The sequence below is a fragment of the Mesorhizobium sp. WSM4809 genome, from assembly GCF_055811655.1.
Map to the genome: position 1 here is coordinate 378099 of NZ_JBVVQW010000003.1, position 19470 is coordinate 397568.

At 63.3% G+C, this 19470-nt stretch carries 14 protein-coding genes; 4 read left to right on the top strand and 10 right to left on the bottom strand.

Annotated features, from left to right (window positions below):
- Positions 1-852 (bottom strand): dihydropteroate synthase, encoded by an 852-nt coding sequence (gene folP / locus AC0L24_RS09960; RefSeq protein ID WP_127271860.1) that lies wholly within the window; start codon positions 850-852, stop codon positions 1-3.
- Between the two features lie 124 nt (positions 853-976).
- On the opposite strand from folP, the gene AC0L24_RS09965 reads away from it, so the two are divergent.
- A complete protein-coding gene (locus AC0L24_RS09965) occupies positions 977-1615 on the top strand; it encodes a DUF922 domain-containing Zn-dependent protease (RefSeq protein ID WP_473563675.1) in 639 nt (212 codons plus the stop codon).
- Between the two features lie 204 nt (positions 1616-1819).
- A complete protein-coding gene (locus AC0L24_RS09970) occupies positions 1820-3301 on the top strand; it encodes an MDR family MFS transporter (RefSeq protein WP_128363445.1) in 1482 nt (493 codons plus the stop codon).
- A 3-nt stretch (positions 3302-3304) separates the two neighbouring features.
- On the opposite strand, the gene AC0L24_RS09975 is transcribed toward AC0L24_RS09970, so the two are convergent.
- The 3 genes from AC0L24_RS09975 to AC0L24_RS09985 all read right to left on the bottom strand — a co-directional run bounded on the left by AC0L24_RS09975 (position 3305) and on the right by AC0L24_RS09985 (position 5329).
- Complete coding sequence (locus AC0L24_RS09975) at positions 3305-4333, bottom strand: NAD(P)/FAD-dependent oxidoreductase (RefSeq protein ID WP_127269545.1); 1029 nt, start codon at positions 4331-4333, stop codon at positions 3305-3307.
- A 195-nt stretch (positions 4334-4528) separates the two neighbouring features.
- The gene (locus AC0L24_RS09980; RefSeq protein ID WP_056582251.1) at positions 4529-4849 is read right to left on the bottom strand and encodes a 2Fe-2S iron-sulfur cluster-binding protein; all 321 of its coding nucleotides are present in this window, start codon (positions 4847-4849) and stop codon (positions 4529-4531) included.
- A 111-nt stretch (positions 4850-4960) separates the two neighbouring features.
- Positions 4961-5329, bottom strand: a complete 369-nt coding sequence (locus AC0L24_RS09985; protein WP_127269546.1) for an Hpt domain-containing protein — start codon at positions 5327-5329, stop codon at positions 4961-4963.
- 272 nt (positions 5330-5601) lie between these two features.
- On the opposite strand from AC0L24_RS09985, the gene AC0L24_RS09990 reads away from it, so the two are divergent.
- Positions 5602-11910 carry a kinesin gene (locus tag AC0L24_RS09990; RefSeq protein WP_292335524.1) on the top strand — a complete coding sequence of 2103 codons (6309 nt, stop codon included), beginning with the start codon at positions 5602-5604 and terminating at the stop codon, positions 11908-11910.
- A 285-nt stretch (positions 11911-12195) separates the two neighbouring features.
- Here the strand turns inward: AC0L24_RS09990 and AC0L24_RS09995 are convergent, their stop codons facing one another.
- From AC0L24_RS09995 to AC0L24_RS10010, 4 genes are all read right to left on the bottom strand, one after another.
- Positions 12196-12804: an ABC-type transport auxiliary lipoprotein family protein gene (locus AC0L24_RS09995; protein ID WP_473563676.1), complete on the bottom strand. Its 609-nt coding sequence runs from the start codon at positions 12802-12804 to the stop codon at positions 12196-12198.
- 79 nt (positions 12805-12883) lie between these two features.
- Positions 12884-14257, bottom strand: coding sequence for an MlaD family protein (locus AC0L24_RS10000; RefSeq protein WP_127810518.1), 1374 nt, complete (start codon positions 14255-14257; stop codon positions 12884-12886).
- 14 nt (positions 14258-14271) lie between these two features.
- Positions 14272-15093 carry an ABC transporter ATP-binding protein gene (locus tag AC0L24_RS10005; RefSeq protein ID WP_127810519.1) on the bottom strand — a complete coding sequence of 274 codons (822 nt, stop codon included), beginning with the start codon at positions 15091-15093 and terminating at the stop codon, positions 14272-14274.
- Position 15094: 1 nt separating this feature from the next.
- Positions 15095-16282, bottom strand: a complete 1188-nt coding sequence (locus tag AC0L24_RS10010; protein ID WP_023810578.1) for an MlaE family ABC transporter permease — start codon at positions 16280-16282, stop codon at positions 15095-15097.
- Positions 16283-16358: 76 nt separating this feature from the next.
- Between AC0L24_RS10010 and dgcA the strand changes: the two genes are divergently transcribed.
- The gene (dgcA, locus tag AC0L24_RS10015) at positions 16359-17342 is read left to right on the top strand and encodes an N-acetyl-D-Glu racemase DgcA (protein WP_127810520.1); all 984 of its coding nucleotides are present in this window, start codon (positions 16359-16361) and stop codon (positions 17340-17342) included.
- Here the strand turns inward: dgcA and AC0L24_RS10020 are convergent.
- Both AC0L24_RS10020 and AC0L24_RS10025 read right to left on the bottom strand, forming a co-directional pair.
- The gene (locus tag AC0L24_RS10020) at positions 17313-18527 is read right to left on the bottom strand and encodes an MFS transporter (protein ID WP_127810521.1); all 1215 of its coding nucleotides are present in this window, start codon (positions 18525-18527) and stop codon (positions 17313-17315) included. The two genes, dgcA and AC0L24_RS10020, sit on opposite strands and share 30 nt — an antisense overlap.
- A gap of 124 nt (positions 18528-18651) precedes the next feature.
- Positions 18652-19467 (bottom strand): UDP-2,3-diacylglucosamine diphosphatase, encoded by an 816-nt coding sequence (locus AC0L24_RS10025; RefSeq protein WP_127399074.1) that lies wholly within the window; start codon positions 19465-19467, stop codon positions 18652-18654.
- Positions 19468-19470 lie beyond the last annotated feature (3 nt).

The window sequence follows — 19470 nt, forward strand, 5'->3', positions numbered from 1 at the left end:
TCAGTTTCTCGCCTGGTCCGTCCGACGCGCCAGCATAGCATCCGCGAGCGCCAAAGCGTCCACGTTGAATGCGACATCGTGGACGCGAAACAGATCGGCGCCCTGGAGCCTCAATATAACGCTGGTCGCCGCTGTTCCGACCCCTCTGTCGGCGGCATCACGGCCGGTGACCGTGCCGATGAAGCGTTTTCGCGACGTACCGGCCATCAGCGGCAGGCCGAGGGCATGCAATTCCGAAAAGCGTGCCATCAGGTCGAGATTTTCCTCCGCCGTCTCCTTGGCGAATCCGAAACCGGGATCGAGCACGATACGATCGTCGGCGATGCCGTTCTGGCGGGCGATTTCCAGCGACCTTCGCAGGAACGTCAGTTGATCGGCAATCGCATCCGGCAGCTTCTGGCGATCCCGCCCAGTATGCATGATGACAAGCCCCGCGCCGGTGTCGGCGGCGACACGCGCAATATCGGGCTCGCGCTGCAAACCCCAGACATCGTTGACGATATGCGCGCCGGCGGCGACCGCCAGCCGCGCCGTGTCGGCACGATAGGTGTCGACCGAAATCAGCACCTCGCTCACGCCCGCCAGCGCTTCGATCACCGGCAGGATGCGGTCCTGTTCCTGGCTGGCCGATACCGCAGCAGCACCTGGGCGCGTCGATTCTCCGCCGACATCGACAACCAGTGCCCCTTCCCCGATCATGCGGCGCGCCTGGGCCAGCGCCTTTTCAGGGGCGTCGAACTGGCCGCCGTCGGAAAAGCTATCGGGCGTGACATTGAGGATGCCGACGACCACGGCCTTGCCGCCAAGGTCGAGATGGCGTCCATGCGCCAACTGCCATCGCCGGGCCGTCATTGCTCATCGACCATGGAGTTCATCAATCATGTGTGATCCCTGGCGGATCAATTTCATTGCGCCGGCAACGGCCGTAAAGCAAGGTGATCGAAGAGGCAACATGATGAAGCGAGCCATGCTTGGCATGAAAAGACGGTCCCTGGGCGTGAAACGATCCTTGGCTTGCGCGCTGCTGCTCGCTATGACCCCGCTTCCGGCGGCGACCGCCAATCTCGTCAAGACGTACAGCTATTTCGCCATCGGCGGCAGCACGCTCGACGACATCGAGGCACAACTCTCCAAACGCGGGCCGGAGGTGAAAAGTACCGGCAACCGGCACCCGGGCGCCACGCAAATGGCCTTCACCACCCGTGTCAGCTATGCGCAGACACCGAGTTCCTGCCGGATCGCCGACGCAGTGGTGACCGTCAAGGTGAAGGTGATCCTTCCCGAGTGGCGCCGCCCGCGCAAGGCCGATGCCGATGTCAGGCTGTTCTGGGATACGCTGTCCGCCGACATCAAGCGCCATGAGGAGCGCCATGTCGAAATCGCCAAGAACCATGGCGGCGAACTCGAAGAGGCCTTGAAGGCCACCTACCCGCAAAAGAACTGCGACGCCGCCAAGGCCAAGGCGGCAGCCATCACCGCGGCTGTTCTGGCCAGGCACGACCGCGCCCAGCTTCAGTTCGACCGCGTCGAAAGCGTCAATTTCGAAAGCCGCATCTTGCGGCTGCTGCGCTACCGCATGGAGCGCATCGGGAATGGCCGACTGCCGCCGGCCTGAACGCACCCGAACTGAAAGCCAAAATCGCTGGAGGTAGTGCCAGATTCGAAAAACTTTCGAGCCCCTGTCGAAACCGGCCTATATGGGACGACATATGTCAGGCTCGCCAGACGCGAGCTTAAAACACCAATGCGATCCAAACGGTCAAGAAACCGGAACGGCTGAACAGGGCCGGTCAAATCGCAAGCTTATGGATGAACGATCATGGACCAGGCTGTCGATAACAAAACGATGGCGGAAACCGGCACGCCGATAACAGAGAGCGAAAAGAACGCCATTATTGGCGGCGTGCTGTTGTCGATGCTGTTGGCGGCACTCGACCAGACCATTGTTGCGCCAGCCATGCCGACCATTGGGCATGCGCTCGGAAACGCACACTATCTGCCATGGATCGTCACCGGTTATCTCCTGACCGCTACCGCCGTGGCCCCGCTCTACGGCAAGATTTCCGACGTCTACGGCCGCCGGCCGACTGTCTATGCCGCGATCCTGATCTTTTTGGCGGGATCGCTGGTCAGTGCGATGGCTCCCAACATGTTTGTGCTGGTTGTCGGGCGGGCGATCCAGGGCGCAGGTGGCGGCGGCTTGTTCGCTTTGACGCAGACCGTCGTCGGCGATCTCGTTCCGCCGCGCGAGCGGGCACGCTATGCCGCCTGGTTCTCCGGAACATGGGCTGTCGCCAGCGTTGCCGGTCCGTTGCTCGGCGGCACTTTCGCCGAGCACCTGCACTGGTCACTGATCTTCTGGATCAACATTCCGCTTGGTGTTCTTGCGATGGCGATCATCAACAAGCCGCTCAAGAAACTGCCGGTTGCCGCAAAGCGCCATCGCATCGACGGCCTGGGCGCGTTGCTTCTGATCGTTGCCACGGCGCTGCTGCTGCTCGCATTGAACTGGGGCGGCAGCGCCTATCCCTGGATTTCGCTTGAAGTCATCGGCGTTCTCTGCGGTTCGGCGATTTTCTGGGGCGCTTTTGCCTTGCGGCTTATGCGAGCCGCCGAGCCGCTCATCTCACTCGAAGTGCTTGGCAATCCAATCGTTCTGGCGGGCACGCTTTCGATGTTCCTGCTTCAGGCCGCAAGCGTCGGCATGGCTGTGTACCTGCCCGTCTATCTTCAGGCGGTGCTCGGCCTGTCGGCCGCAGAGTCGGGCATCGCGATGCTCGGGCTTCTGCTGGGGACCGTCGGCGGCGCGGCATTCAGCGGGCGTGTGATACCGCATTTCTCCCACTACAAGCGCATCGCGATGGTGGGCGTCGTCTTCAGCATGCTGTGCCTCTGCCTGCTGGCCGTCGTCGCAGGATATGCAACGCTGCTGGAGGTAGAGGTCTTGACGATCTGCATCGGGTTTGGAACCGGAACGACGTTTCCGGTCACCACCGTGTCGGTCCAGAACGCCGTCGATCGCGTGCATCTCGGCGTCGCGACGGGCGTGCTGACATTCCTGCGTTCGCTTGGCAGTGCGCTTGGTGTCGCGATGCTCGGCGCGGTCGCTCTGGGCTACGGCTTGCCACTTGCCGGTGAAGGCGTGCGGATCGTGGGCCATAGCGCGACGGTCGAGCCGTTCGTGATGATCTTTGCCGTCGCCGCCGTTACATTGCTGCTGGGGCTGATCACGCTGACGCTGATGCCCGAAAAGGAGCTTCGCGGTTACGCCGACAATGCGGCGCCCATCCTCGCCGAGTAAGCTTCAGCCGGAGACGCCGAGCTTCTTCTGCAGGCTGGTCGATGAGGTCGTGTACTGGAAAACGATGCGCTCGCCGGGGCTGATGATGCGCTTGGCGGCCTGCGCCATCAGCGCCACTTCGTGGAAGCCAGACAGGATCAGCTTCAGCTTGCCCGGATACCAGTTGATGTCGCCGACCGCGAAGATACCGGGCACCGATGTCTGGAACTTCTCGGTATCGACCGGAATAAGGTTCTCGTGAAGGTTGAGACCCCACTCCGCGATCGGTCCGAGCTTCATGGTCAGGCCGAAGAACGGCAGCATGCGCGTGCAAGGCACCTCGACATCGCCGTCAGGTCCCTTGATGGTGGCCGATGACAGTTGGCCGTCGGCACCGGTCAATCCGGTCACCTGCCCGACCTGGAACTCCAGCTGCCTCATCTCCTGCATGGCATACATCTTGTTGACGCTGTCGGGGGCGGCACGGAACTCGGGCCGCCGGTGCACAAGCGTCACGCTCTTTGCCACCGGCTGCAGGTTCAGCGTCCAGTCGAGTGCCGAGTCGCCGCCGCCGACAATAACGAGGTCATGGCCGCGAAAATCCTCCATCCGGCGCACCGAATAGAAGACGCTCTTGCCTTCATAGGGCTCTATGCCGGGGATCGGCGGACGCTTGGGCTGGAAGGAGCCGCCGCCGGCGGCAATCACCACCACCTTGGCCTCGAACACCTCGTTTTCGTCGGTGGTGACGCGAAAACTGCCATCCTCCAGTTTTTCCAGGCTGGAAACCATTCGGTTGTAGCTGAAATCAGGCTTGAACGGCGCGATCTGCTCGAGCAATTTGTCGACCAGCCCCTGCGCCGAGATCGAAGGCCAGCCTGGAATGTCGTAGATCGGCTTTTCCGGATAGAGTTCCGCGCACTGGCCGCCCGGCCGATCGAGAATGTCGATCAGGTGGCACTTCATGTCGAACAGGCCGAGCTCGAACACGGCAAACAGGCCAACCGGCCCTGCCCCGACAATAAGCACGTCTGTCCTGATAATGTCGGTCATGCCTGTGCCTCGCTGCGCATGACCCCGAAAATCGGATCGATTTTCGGAAAGGATCATGCGCAAAATAAAGTCCTACAGCGTCCTTTGCGCGCCCAAGAGGACGCGCGGCGCTGTAGTGAAACAACAGGACACTGCATGACCATCGCTCCGCTGCCAAGCCGCAGCGGGAAAAATCAGTTGGCAAAGATACTGCGCTTATCCCTGACGGGCAGGCACCCGCACAATGAGACCGTCGAGCGCGTCTCGCACCTTGATCTGGCACGACAGCCGTGAGTTCGGCTGGACGTCGTAAGCGAAGTCCAGCATGTCCTCTTCCATCGCTTCCGGCTCGCCGACTTCAGCCGTCCAGGCTTCGTCGACATAGACGTGACAGGTGGCACAGGCGCAGGCACCGCCGCATTCGGCTTCGATCCCGGGCACGGCGTTGCGGATCGCGTTCTCCATGACCGTAGAGCCGTTCTCGGCGTCCATGTCGAAATGCGTGCCGTCATGGGCGATGAAAGTCAGCTTGGTCATTTGTCACCTGAAGGGAGTTCCAGCCGAGATAATCACTCCGGCTGACAAGTCAACTGCCGCATGAAAGCGCCGCCCGATGACGTTTTTCCGCAAATCGGGTTCAGCGCGGATTCAGCGGTTGATGGCGGCGATGAAATCGCGCACTTCGTCGATCAGCATGCCAAGCCGTTTGAGCGTCTGGCCGTCTTCCGGCCGGTGCTCGATCTCGGTGGCGCAATCGGCGATGGCAAAGGCGCCGACGCCCCGTGCCGAACCCTTCAATCCATGGGCGAGCAGAAGCCGGTCCTTGATGTCGGCGTCGACTATTCTGTCGCGCACGGACAGCGCCTGCTGTACAAACAGCGCCAGCACCTCTTGCTCAAGGCTGCGGTCACCCATCGTCTGGCGGGCAAGGTGTGCCAAATCGACCGGCCGTGACCGCCTTGGTCCGGATACGTCGCCCCCGGGCATTGAGAAGGCAATGCCGCTTTCGCCACGCATGAACTCGAACTCCGTTTCTTCGATTCGCCCAAAAACCTAGGCGAATCCAATGGACAACGGGTTAATGAATGGCCCGGAAAAATGTTGCCAAAGCGGCGCCCAAATCACAGTTCCGTTAACCTTATATTTAAAGTTTTACGTATCCCGCGGAATGCATGTTTTCTTTACCCCCCTGTGTCATTACGATACGAGGGGTCCATTTTCAGCCTCCTGCGCGGGGCAAGACAAACAGAATTATAAGCCCGCGGCAGCTAGTACAGGGTAGCGAAGGCATGGCAAAGAAACCAACGACGACGAGAACTCTCGACAGCGACGTGGCCAGGGAACTGGAAAAGGCGCTCGATCTCGACCTCAGCAACGAGATTGGCAGCGGCGACCTCGACATCGCGGCTTCTATGGAGGATCTGGAAGCTCAGATATCCCAGGCGGCCGACGAGTTGGCGCGCGAGGGACGCAATCATAAGCCGGAACAAAACCCGGAGCCCGTAGTCAATCAGAACCACGCCGCGAAACCCGCGCCCAAGGCAAAGCCTGCCGAATTGCGCCCCGTGGAACCGCGCAATGGCGCCCAGCCCGCTGGTTTCGCACCGGCCAATGACGATCGCCAGAAGGACTATAAGACGCTCCTGCACAGCCTCAACAGGCGTGCCTCGAACACCATTTACTGGGTCGTTGCCTTCGTTTCGCTCGCCTGGTTCGCTGGCGCCGGCGGTTTGGCCAATCTGCTTTTCGGACCGAGCATCTGGAGAATCCGTACGCTCGACCAGTTCCTTGCCCGTCCGGAGTTGATCGGCCTTGCGGTCGCGGCCATTGTGCCCGTCATCCTGTTCTGGGCCTTCGCCGCCATGATTCGCCGCGCCCAGGAAATGCGCATCGCCGCACAGTCGATGACCGAAGTGGCCTTCCGCCTGACCGAGCCGGAAAACCTTGCCCAGGATCGCGTCATGATGATCGGCCAGGCCGTTCGTCGCGAGGTCGCGGCCATGGGCGAAGGCATCGAACGCACGCTTGCCCGCGCCGTCGAGCTGGAAACGCTTGTCCACAGCGAAGTCAACCAGATCGAACGCTCCTATTCCGAGAACGAATCCCGCATCCGCTCGCTGGTCGACGGGCTCGGCAGCGAGCGCGAAGCCGTCGTCACCCATGCCGAGCGCGTCCGCGCCTCGATCACCGGCGCGCATGAGACGCTGAAGGACGAGATCGGCGCCGCTTCCGACATCATCCGCGACTCGATCCTCAATGCATCGACCAAATTGTCGATGACGATCACCAATTCCGGCGACACGCTGATCGATCGCATCAACGAAAGCTCGATGTCGATCTTCGATTCCGTCGAAGGCCGGCTCGATTCGATCACCGACCGTCTGTCGACCTCGGGCGAGGCCTTCGCCAGCCTTCTCGACACCCGCATTGCCAAGCTGACGGACACCACTGACGGCCTGACACGGTCGTTGACCGATCTGCTCGACGATCGCACCACCGGCATGGTGTCGCTGCTCGGCGGCGCCGCACGCACCCTCAATTCCGAGTTCGAGGCCAGCCTCAACGGCATCGAGCGGACGCTCGCCGAACGCGGCCAGGCCCTGATCAGCGAGTTCCAGACCCGCGCCGAGGCGCTGGACACCGGAACGCAGAAGCTCAATGCGGCACTCGAGGCCCGCGCCCGCCAGATCAACGAAACGCTGGTCGAGCGCGCCCGCGAAATCGCGCACACCTTCGCCGAGAGCAAGGACACGCTGTCGGCGATGATCGATCAGGGCAAGACCCAGATCGGCGCCGACATGGCCGACATCGTCACCTCGACCTCCTCCATGCTCGAAGCCCGCGCCAGCGACTTCGCCGGGCGCATGGAGGCCGCCCGCCATGTCGTGTCGCGTTCGTTCGACAGCGACATCCAGCGGCTCGCCGACGCCCGCGTCGGCATCGAGGAAGCCGTCGAGAACCACAGCAGGAAACTGTCCGAAAGCCGCGAGCGCATGGCCGCGGCCATGGAGGCCGACCTGGCGAAGTTCGCCGAGGGCCGCGCCGGCATCGATGCGGCGGTAACCAACCAGGTGCAGAAGCTGGCCGAAGGCCGCAGCCTGATCTCGCGCGCTCTCGAAGAGGACCTGCGCAAGGTCAATGAATCGCGGGCGGCCATCGATGCATCGCTCGGCAGCCATCTCGAAAGGCTGGAAGAAGGCCGCAACAGGCTCTCCACTGCCCTAAATGAAGACTCCGGGAAACTGGTGCAAGCTCGTACGATTATTGACGAAATGGTGGCCGGGCATGTTGGAAAACTTGCCGAGGGTCGCAACATTCTGTCACGCGCCCTGGAGGCCGACCTCGGCAAACTGTCCGACAGCCGCGCCAGCATCGACGGTCTGGTCGCCGGTCAGGTCGAGAAGATCGCCGAGGGCCGCGCCGTGCTCGCCAAGGCGTTGGAAAACGACATCGTCGGCATCAAGAGCCTGATCGAAACCCATTCCGCCAAACTGGCGGAGGACCGCACGCAGCTTTCCCATTCGCTCGACAGCGATCTGTCCGGAATACGCGGCCTGATCGAAAGCCACTCGGGACGGCTGGCCGAGGACCGCGGCCTGCTGTCCCAGACGCTTGAGGCCGACCTTGCCAAGCTGGCTGAAAGCCGTTCGAGCATCGACGGTCTGGTCGCCGGTCAGGTCGAGAAGCTGGCGGAAGGCCGCGACATTCTCAAGCGCGCGCTGGAATCCGATCTGAACACGATCAAGGGCGTCATATCGAGCCAGTCGGAAAAGCTGGCCGAGGATCGCGGTCAGCTTTCCCGGGTCCTGGAAGCCGATCTGCAGAATGTGAACAGCGTCATCGCCGATCACATGAACAAGCTCGTCCAAGACCGCTCCGCCCTGTCGAGGGCCCTTGAGGATGACCTCGCCAAGCTGGCCGACAGCCGTTCCAGCATCGACGGGCTGGTTGCCGGTCAGGTCGAGAAGCTGTCCGAGGGCCGAGATATCCTGCGGCGTGCTCTGGAATCCGACCTCAATGCGATCAAGGGCACCATTGCCGACCAGTCGCAGAAACTGGTCGATGACCGGGCACAGTTCGCCCGGGCGCTCGAGGCTGATCTCGAAAGCGTCAACGGCCTGGTCAACAGCCATTCCGAAAGGCTCGTGCAGGACCGTTCGACGCTGTCGAAAGCGCTTGAAGCCGACCTCGAAAACGTCGGCGGCCTCGTCAACAGCCACGCGGAAAGGCTCGTCCAGGAGCGCTCGACCCTGTCGAAAGCGCTTGAGGACGATCTCGGCAAGCTGGCCGAGAGCCGCTCCAGCATCGATGGCCTGGTCGCCGGCCAGGTTGAGAAGCTCGCCGAGGGCCGCGATGTTCTCAAGCGCGCGCTGGAAGCCGACCTCGCCAAGCTGGCCGAAAGCCGCTCCAGCATCGACGGCCTGGTCGCCGGCCAGGTGGAGAAACTGGCCGAGGGTCGCGACATTCTCAAACGCGCCCTCGAAACTGACCTGCAGAAGCTCACCGAAAGCCGCGGCGATATCGACAACATCATCGCCGGGCATGTCGGCAAGCTCGCCGAAGGCCGCAATATGCTGACCCTCGCGCTGGAAGACGATCTCGGCAAGCTGGCCGAGACCCGCAAGGATGTCGACCGCTCGCTGTCGGGCCACATCGACCAGATCGCCGCCAGAAGCTCGGACATCTCTGCCGCTATCGCAGGCGATGTCGAGAAGATCGAGCAGGCATTCAGCCGCCAGACCGGCATCATCGAGGAGCGTGCCGGCACCATGGAGCGTGCGCTCTCGACAGGCGTAGACAACGTCCGCGCCGTGCTCGAGAAGAGCGCCGTGTTTGTCGCCGGCGCCCTGCGCGAAAAGGTGCTGGAAGTCACCAGCACCCTGCACGAGCAGGCCGGTGCCGCTTTCAGCGACGCCGACCGCAAGATCGCCGAGCGCGCCGAGCAGACGTCCGCCGCCCTGCTGGCGCGGGCCGAAGACATCGCCCGCACCTTCGAGGATGCAGACCGTCGCCTCCACGCTCGCGCCGAAGACACGTCCAACGCCTTGCTTGCTCGTGCCGACGATACGTCCAGCTCGCTGCTGGCCCGCGCGCATGAAACCGCCGATCAGCTGGCCGCTCGCGCAAGCCAGATCGCCGGCACCTTCGACGCGGCGGATCAGAAGCTGGCCGCCCGTGCCCAGGAAGCCGCCGATCAGCTGACTGCCCGGGCCCAGGACACCGCGGATCATCTGGCCGCCCGTGCAAGCGAGATTGCCGGCACGTTCGATGCGGCCGACCAGAAGCTGGTTGCCCGCGCTATCGAGACCGCCCAGTCGCTGGCCGCGCGTGCCGGCGACATCCTGCGCAACTTCGAAGGCGCCGACCAGCGGCTCGGCATGCGCATCGGCGAATCGGCCGAAGCGCTTGCCGCGCGTGCATCGGACCTTGGCCGCATCTTCGATGCCGCCGACCAGCAACTCGTCTCGCGCATCGCCGAAGGTTCGGAAGCGCTGTCGAGCCGTGCCTCGGAAATCGGCCGTATCTTCGACGAGGCGGATCAGCGTCTGGTGTCGCGCATCGCCAGCAGCACCTCCACGATCGGCGAGCATGCCGAGACGATCGTCGGTGCCTTTGCCGATACCGAGCAACGGGTTGCCGAACGCGCAAGGCGGACCGGCCAGGAAATGGCCGTGCATGCCCGCGAAATCGAGCAGGCGCTTGCCGGTGCGGACGAGCGTTTCGCGTCGAGTGCCGCGGCCGCGGCAGCCCGTGTCGAAGAGCAGGTCTCAGGCGTCGAGAACCGCCTCGCCTTCACAGCCGAGACGATGGGCCAGAAGCTCAACGAACAGGTGTCGAATGCCGAGGCGCAACTCGTCTCGCGCGCCAATGTGATCGCCGAGACCTTCACCGCGGTTGGCCAGCATATCGGCCAAAGCACCAACGATGCCGCCAAGACGATCGGCGCCAACACCCGCGAACTCAACACCATGCTCGCCGCACGTTCGGCCGAAATGTCGAAGATCCTCGACGAAACCGCACGGCCCCTGGTCGAGCGCTTCGCCCAGGGCGGCTCGGACCTGCAAAAGAGCATGGAAGAGGTCACCGAACGCGCCACCGAGAAGCTGCGCAGCGAGAATGCTGCGCTTGTCGACGCGCTCGCCAGCCGCACCGCCGAAACCTTGTCGGCGGTCGAAGGCGCCCGCTCGTCGCTGTCCGACAGCGTCGCTGATCTCATCGGCCGCATGACCAAGTCCAGCTCGCAGCTCGGTCAGTTGATCGACCAGGCCGCGGTCAATCTCGGCCAGGTCGATGAACGCCTGAGCGGCAGCACGCAAAGCTTCGCCGCCACCACCGAGAAGGCCGCGCAGACCTTTGCCAGCTCGGCACGTCTGGTCGATTCGAACACGACAAGGCTGACGGAACTGTCGTCGTCCACCTTGCGCGAGGTGGCGTCGATTGCCACCAAGTTCGACGAGCACAGCCGCCTGCTCTCCAGTGCTTCGGACCTGTTGAGCTCGGCCCAGAGCAATCTCGAACACACGCTCGAACGGCAGTCGTCGCTCGAAGACCTCGCCGTCGGCCTGGTCAAGAAGTCGGAGGATCTCGAAAGGGTCATGCGCTCGTTCGAAAATCTCGTCGGCCAGACACTGCAGAACGCCGAAGGCAAGACGATGGAGTCGGCCGACAAGATCCGCAACGCCATCACCGACGTCGTTGACTCGGCAACCAAGCGCTTTGCCGATGCGACCGAGGAGATGCGGCGCACCGCGGGCTCGATCAAGAGCGAACTCGACCTGACCCGGGCCGAGCTCAAGAAGGGCGTCATCGAAATGCCGGAAGAGGCAAAGGAATCGACCTCGGCCATCCGCCGCGCCGTTTCCGAGCAGATCAACGCCCTGAAGGAGCTTTCGGACATCGTGGCCAAGTCCGGCCGCGGCGGTGACGGGTCCGAACCACGCAACCTGCGTCCGGCGCCGCAACCGCCGGCCGCACGCGCTGCCGAGCCGCCGCGCCGCGCACCGGCACCGCAGCCGGACCTGCGCACGCCTCAGGCGCCCTTGGGCGGCCCTGCATTGCGCGGCACGCTCGACCTTGAGCGTCCTGCCGAGGCGGCACCGCGTCCGCGCGGCGATGCCAGCGCCCGCACGCCCCAGGGCGGATGGGTGCGGGATCTGCTGACCGCGGCATCGAACGATGAGGACCTCAGGTCGGCAGCCCCTACGGCCCCCGCGGAAGCGCAGCGCGCTACCCCTGCCCAGCGCTCGCCCCTGCATGTCGTGGAATCGCTGAACTCGCTCTCAGTCGATATCGCGCGTGCCATCGACCACGAGGCTTCGATCGAGCTGTGGAACCGCTACCGGCGTGGCGAGCGTGACGTGTTCACGCGGCGGCTCTACACACTGAAGGGACAGCAGACGTTCGACGAGATCCGTCGCAAGTATCAGGCGGAAGCCGAGTTCCGCGCTGCTGTCGACCGCTACTGCGACGATTTCGAGAAGCTGCTCAAGGATGTCTCGCGCAACGACCGTGACAACATCATGGCGCAGACCTACCTGACGTCGGACACCGGCAAGGTCTACACCATGCTGGCCCATGCGAGCGGCCGCCTGCACTGAGCGGGCGACGAGGATAACAATCGGTCGGCGCCGCCCCTCATCCGCCTGCCGGCACCTTCTCCCCGTATAGTGACGGGGAGAAGGAGATGGCCGCACTCCCGGCGCCCATTCAGCAACGTCGGCGATTGGCGAAATCTTCGGCGACAACGTCTTTCTCCCCGTCGCTATACGGGGAGAAATGCCCGGCAGGGCAATGAGGGGCGGCGCAAACCAAAGATCTTTAGTCGATCCGCTGTGCGACGTGGTTTCAACGCGACGCACGATCGCTTTGAAAGCTCGGCCGGCTCAGATCACCGAATCCGTCCAGTGCACGATCTGCCCGGCGGCGTCGCCGAACGCCTTGTCGAGCGCGCTGACATAGGCAGGATTGCCGCTGCCCGAGACGGGTGCGGCTGCGGTGAAGTTCTTGGAGGCACGGACCTCGCCGTTGCGATCGTTCAGGATCCGCACGAACAGATCGACCTCGGCATGTTCGCCGCCGTCGACACGCACCTCGAAGGACCGGATTTCGACGATCACCTGATAGTCGATCGCCAGGCCCTCGCCCGGCTTGCCGACGCCGGCAAAGCTGCCTGAACGCTGGAAGGTCTCGGCCAGCCGCGCCTGCACGATCAGCGGCAGCCGGTCGGCCCATTGCGCGCCCTTGAGATACTGGATCGACCGATCCGACGGCTTGATGACGATGTTCTGGCTGTCCAGCGCCTTGAGCGCCGACGGCTGCGCGATCAGGATCTGGCGGCGGCTATGGCCATGCGCGTCGACCGAAGGCGCTGACAGTTCGAACGTATCGAGCGGCGCGGGCTTGCCGCCCAACGCCGCGCAGCCGGCCAGCGTCAAGGCAAGCAGTGCCGCAGCCGATGTCAACCCGCCCGTTTTCACCCACACAGACTTCACGCGCGATCCCCGTTGTCCCCGGATCGTAAGATCGACCCGCTTTCGCGGCTCATGTTTCTGGGGCGCGCCGTCGCCGAAGTCAACGCCGCGCCCTGCCATCGAATTGCCGAACCTCGCCGTCGCCACCCGAAAGGATGCGCTGCGGATTGCGGCTGAGATCGGTCACCGCCTCTTCGATGCGGCTGATCGAACGGCGGCTGTCCTGCACCAAAGCCTCGACGTTCGAAAGTCCCTGTCCCGAGAAGCGCGCCAGATTGTCGGTGATGACGCCAAGGCGGGCATTCAGCGTGTCGGCAACCTGCTTGAACGACTTCAGCGTCGCCCTGGCATCCGCCATCACGCCGTCGGCCTGCCCCGACCCGAGCAAGGTATCGACCCTGGCAAGAATGCCATCGACGCGCACCGAGGCATCGTTGAGCCGTTGCGCGAGCTGCTTTGCGTCCTTGATCGTCTGGTCGATGTCGTCGGCCCGGTTGGCGAACTTGTGGGTCACCTCCGCGATGTCGGCGGCGGCCTTGTCGGCGCTCTCGCTGGCCTTTTGGATGTTGGCGAGCGCCGAGCGCACTTGTGCGGGATCGATACCGTCGAGCACGTTGTCGACCTTGGCCAGCGTGCCTTGCGTCCGTTTGGCGAAATCGTTGACCGACCCCACGGCCGTATCGACGTTCTTGATTACGCCGTCGAGCTGCTTCGACGTCTCCTTGAGGTTACCGGTGACCGCGTCGACATTGGCGACGATGCTCTTGATCTTGTCCTTGTCGACGGCGTTGAGAAGGCCTTCGGCTGCTTTCAGCGTGCCGTCGAGTTTGCCGGAAACGCCTTTCAGCTCATCCGCCAGCGTGCTGGCGGCGGACAGGAACTTGTCGATGCCGTCCGAATTCTTGGCCAGCGCATCGGAGAAGGTCTGGACATTCTGGACGGTCTGCGTCAGCGGCCCGCGAACGTCCCTGGTGAAGCCTTCGAGCTCGGTCAGCACCTTGTCGGCGCGGGTGAAGATATTCTGCGCCGTCTGCAAGAGGTTGGTCACCGCCGACGGATTGGCGACGATCTCGGCGACCTTGCCTTCCTTTTCCGCCTGGTCGAGGAGTTTCACTTCCTTGGGGTCGGCGCCCTTGAGCTCGATGTTGGCCTGCCCGGTCAGGCCGGCAAGCCCGATATCGGCTTGCGTCGATTTGGTGATCGGCGTCATGCGGTCGATCTCGGTATCGGCGATGGCAACCGTCGGATTGTCGACGTCGATATAGACGCGCTTGACGTCGCCGACCTTGACGCCGTTGAACAGCACGAAACTGCCGCGGCCAAGCCCGGACGCAGAGCCCGGAATGCGCACGCGCAGCAACGTCGTCTCGCCCTTGTCGCCGATGGCCGCCGTCCAGTAGACGAAGGCAAACGCCGCCAGGATCGCAGCCAGCGTGAAGATGCCGACAATGACGTAGTTGGCTCTGGTTTCCATTGTCCCACTTATGGCTATGCGCGCGCCGCAAGATCAAGTTGCCGGGCGCGTTTTCCGCGGAAATAGGACTTTACCCACGGTTCCTCGCTCTTCAGCATGTCGTCGATGGTGCCTTCGACCAGCACTTTCTTCTTGCCGAGCACGGCCACCCGGTCGCAAGCGGTGAACAGCGTGTCGAGATCGTGCGTCACCATGTAGACGGTCAGATCCATCGTATCGCGCAGCTTGACCACCAGCTCGTCGAACTCCGCCGCGCTGATCGGATCGAGGCCCGATGTCGGCTCGTCGAGGAAGACGATGTCGGGATCGAGCGCGAGCGCCCGGGCCAGCGCGGCGCGCTTGATCATGCCGCCGGACAGTTCGGACGGGAATTTCTGCGCTGCATCGGGCGGCAGCCCGACCAGCTCGATCTTGAGCATCGCCAGTTCGTCCATCAGCTTTCGCGGCAGGTCGAGATATTCGCGCATCGGCACCTGGACGTTTTCCTGCACTGTCAGCGCCGAGAACAGCGCGCCGTGCTGGAACAGCACGCCAAGTCGCATGTCGATGCGCAGACGCTCGGCATCATCAGCTTTCTCGACATCGACGCCGAACAGCTTGATCGTACCCGACTGCTTGCGCGTCAGGCCGAGAATGGTGCGCAGCAGAACGGATTTACCAGCACCCGAGGCGCCGACAAATCCAAGGATTTCGCCGCGCCTTATGTCGAGCGACAGTCTGTCGAGGATAAGCTTGTCGGCGAAGGACACGCTGATGTCGTGCGCGGATAGCACGATGTCGCCCTCGCCCGCCTCATCCGCCAATGCGCCCGCCCTTTTCCTGTTTCGCAGCTTCATCTCAGAACTCGATCGCTGCGTAGAACATGGCAAAAAGTCCGTCGAGGATGATGACGACGAAGATCGACTTCACAACCGAAGCGGTAACATGCTGGCCGAGCGATTCGGCGCTGCCGCCGACCTTCATGCCTTCGACCGAGGCAATCGTGCCGATGATCATGGCCATGAACGGCGCCTTGATCAGGCCGGCAAAGATGGTGCTGAGATCGATGGCGACGCGCAACCGGTCGATGAAGGCGGCGGGCGGGATGTCGGAATAGAGCCAGGCAGCCAGTATGCCGCCGCCGAGTGCGGCGAAATTGGCGATGATGGTCAGGCACGGCAAGGCGATGACCAGCGCCACGAGCCGGGGAAAGACCAGGACGCCGATCGGGTTGAGCCCGATGACCTTCAGCGCGTCGACCTCCTCGCGCATCTTCATCGAGCCGATCTCGGCAGTGATCGCGCTGCCGGAGCGGCCGGCGATCATGATTGCCGTCATCAGCACGCCAAGCTCGCGCAGGATCAGCACGCCGACCAGGTCGACGACGAAGATATCGGCGCCGAAATAGCTGAGCTGATAGGCGCCTTGCTGGGCAACGATGGCGCCGACGATCGCCGACATCAGCACCACCACCGGAATGGCGCCGACGCCCATGCGGTCGATCTGGTTGAAAATCGCCGCCGGGTTGACGGCATGGCCACGGCCGAGCTTCATCTGCGCGCCACGGATGGTGGCGCCGAGGATGTTCATCGAGGCGAGAAAATCGTCGCGCATCTCGTAGACCCGGCGGCCAACCGCCTCCAGCGCGCGAATGACGATGTTGGGCGGCCGCGCCGGGCCGGATTCGGGTTCGCGCCGCACGGCCTCGCCGACAGCTTCGAGCAGGATCGAAGCGATCTCGCTCTGGCCTTGCATCTGGATCTCGACGCCCTTCTTCTCGAAGGCGCTGACCAGCCGGTCGATCAGCCAGGCGCCGGCGGTGTCCATCTTCTCGATCTTGGAAACATCGAGCGCCAAGGTTTTGAAGCCGCTTCGCTTTTCGATCTTGCGCATGTCGGCGTCGATGAGCGCGACGGTCCTTGTGGTCCAGATTCCGGAGAAAGCGCAGCCAAGAACGCCGTCCTCCTCGCCGATCGCCACACGCGGTTCGTGGTCAGCCTCCCCTGCGGTCGTGCCGCTTGCGTCGCGCTTGCCGATGGTCAACATGGCGTCCTGTTTAGCCTGACGGGTCTGACCTGTCGATTTGCCGACAACGCTTGTCGCATAGCAGGAGCAGAAAAATATGGCGCGTGTCATTTCGGTCGAGGCCGAGCGTTTTCCCATCGCCGGAACCTTCACCATTTCGCGAGGTTCCAAGACCGAAGCCGAAGTGATCTCCTGCACGATCGGCGAGGGCGGCCACCTCGGCCGTGGCGAATGCGTCCCCTACAAGCGCTATGGCGAGACCATGGAGGGCGTGCGCGACGCGATCGAGGCCATGCGCGGCCGGATCGCCGGTGGCATCGGCCGGACCGCCTTGCTTGATGCGATGCCGGCCGGAGCCGCCCGCAACGCCATAGACTGCGCTCTGTGGGACCTGGAGGCAAAGCTCAGCGGAACCTCGGTAGCAGTCGCGATAGGTGCTCTTCCCTTGCAGGCGCTCGAAACCGCCTACACGCTGTCGCTGGACGAGCCGGAGGCGATGGCGGCGCAGGCTCGCGCCAATGCGGCGCGGCCGCTGCTCAAGGTCAAGATCGGCGGCGACAACGACATCGCCCGCATCCGCGCGGTCAGGCAGGCAGCGCCAGACAGCCGCATCATCCTCGACGCCAATGAGGGCTGGAGCGACGACAACATCGTTGCGAACCTCGCCTTTGCCGCCGAACAAGGCATCGCGCTGATCGAGCAGCCGCTGCCGGCCGGTCATGACGAAATCCTGCGCCATATCGCCCATCCCGTGCCGATCTGCGCCGATGAAAGCGTGCATGAGGCTGAGAATCTCGAAGCGCTTGTCGGTCTCTACGATGCCGTCAACATCAAGCTCGACAAGTCGGGGGGCCTGACTGCGGCACTGGTGCTGCGCGATCGCGCCCGCGAACTCGGTTTCGGCGTGATGGTCGGCTGCATGGTCGGCACGTCATTGGCGATGGCGCCAGCGGTGCTGCTTGCCCAGCATGCCGATTTCGTCGACCTCGACGGTCCGCTGCTGCTTGCCCGCGACCGGGTACCGGGCCTTGTCTACCAGGGATCGCTGGTGTCACCGCCCGATGTGGCGCTGTGGGGCTGAGCGCGCTGCAAGGCCGATCAGCACGAGGCCGATCAAGGCGATCGGGATCATGGCAAAGAAGCCGTCCACGCCGAGATGGTCGTAGAGCGGGCCGGACGCCAGCGTCACCACCGCCATGAAGAAGCCGTTGGAGAAATAGGCAATGCCTTGCGCGGCACCTGTCCGCTCCTCGGAGACGGTTTCGCCGATCATCTTCTGCAGGCCGATCAGCCCAAGCGCCACCGAGACCGAGTGCAGCGACTGGACACCGAAGAAACCGGGAATGCCGAGGCCGAGCGGCCAGACCAGCGGAAAGGCGATCCAGCGCACGATGGAGCCGATCCCCGCCATCACCATGATCGACACGACGGAGAACCGGTCAAAAAAGCGGGTGAACATCATGAACATGCAGACTTCCGACACCACGCCCCAGGCCCATAAGAGACCGACAACCGAATCGCTGAGGCCGATCGATTTCCAGTAGATGGAGACGAAACCGTAGAGGAATGCGTGGCTGGCGGTTATGACGCCGACGCCGACGGAAAAATACAGGAAATACGGGTTGAGAAGCTTCGGCGCCGAATGCTGGATATCGGTGGCCGACAGCGGTGAGGCGCGCCGCGGACGGCCTAGACGCGGCGCCAGCAGGCCAGCGGCAAGGGCCGCGGCAAACGCCGCCAGAATGATAACCGGAACGGCCTGCGAGCCGGTTGCCGACAGAATGAAGCCGCCGGCGACATTGGCGCAGAGATAGGAGATCGAGCCCCATTTGCGCATGCTTGTGTAGTTCGAACCGAAGCGGCGGACACCCGAAAGCGCCAGCGAGTCGGCGATCGGCGAATGCGGCGTCCAGACAATGGTCAGCGCCAGTGAGACCGCCAGCACCATCGCATAGGTCGGCGGCAGGAAATAGCCTGCCGACAGGAGCAGTGATGCAGCCATCAGCGCGACATAGACATCGGCGCGGTCCCTGGCACGGTCGGCCAACGCGGTCAGTAACGGCGTCGTCACCACGCGCAGGAACATCGGCGCCGCCAGAATGACGGCGATCTGCTCGGCGTGAAAACCCTTGGCCTGCAGCCACAGTGGAAAATAAGGCAAATGGGTTCCGAGCGGCACGTACAGCGTCGCGAAGATCAGGCTCATGCGCAGTTCGAAATGGCGCGGCTTGACGAGTTGTTCGGGCGAGAGCTGCGGCAGGGCCATGAATCGATCCAATCGCGCTGTATTCGACCGGACGGCAACGCGTGTCGATCCCTTAACATGGACGAAAACCGGACGAAACCGGTTGGACTAATTGATCGATTCCGAAGCCTGAAAAGACTTCGGACTATGCCGCCTGCCCTACCCGGTCCTTGATGAGCAACGGGACAAAGGGCTCGTCCGGCGCTTCTGGCAGCACCTGCGCCCAGGTCAGGATTTCCATGCGGCCGTCAAAATGCTCGACCACGGCCGTGCAGCTTTCCACCCAGTCGCCGGTGTTGATGTACTGGACATCGCCAAAATTCTCGATGACGGCATGATGGATGTGGCCGCAAATGACGCCGTCGACGTGTGAACGACGCGCCTCATCCGCAAGCATGGTCTGGAACGAGCCGATGAAGTTCACCGCTTTCTTGACGTTGTGCTTGGCCCAGGACGAAAACGACCAATACGGCAGGCCGAGCAGTTGCCGCAGCCGCGTCACCACGCGGTTGACCAGCATGGCCGCGTCATAGGCATGGTCGCCGAGATAGGCCAGCCAGCGCGCATTGTGGACCACGGTGTCGAACTGGTCGCCATGGATGACGAGCAGGCGCTTGCCGTCGGCGGTCTCGTGGATGGCACGGTCGGCGACGACGATGCCGCCGAAATGCACGCCCTGGAACTGGCGGGCGAACTCGTCATGGTTGCCGGCGATGTAGGTGATGTTGGCGCCCTTGCGCGCCTTGCGCAGCAGTTTCTGCACGACGTCATTGTGGCTTTGCGGCCAGTGCCAGCTCCGCCGCAGCCGCCAGCCGTCGACGATGTCGCCCACCAGATAGATGATATCGGCATCGTGATATCGAAGGAAATCGATCAGGAACTCGGCCTTGGCCGCCTTCGAGCCCAGATGGACATCGGAAATGAACATGCTGCGGAAAGTGCGGGGCTCTTGGCCGGACATCGC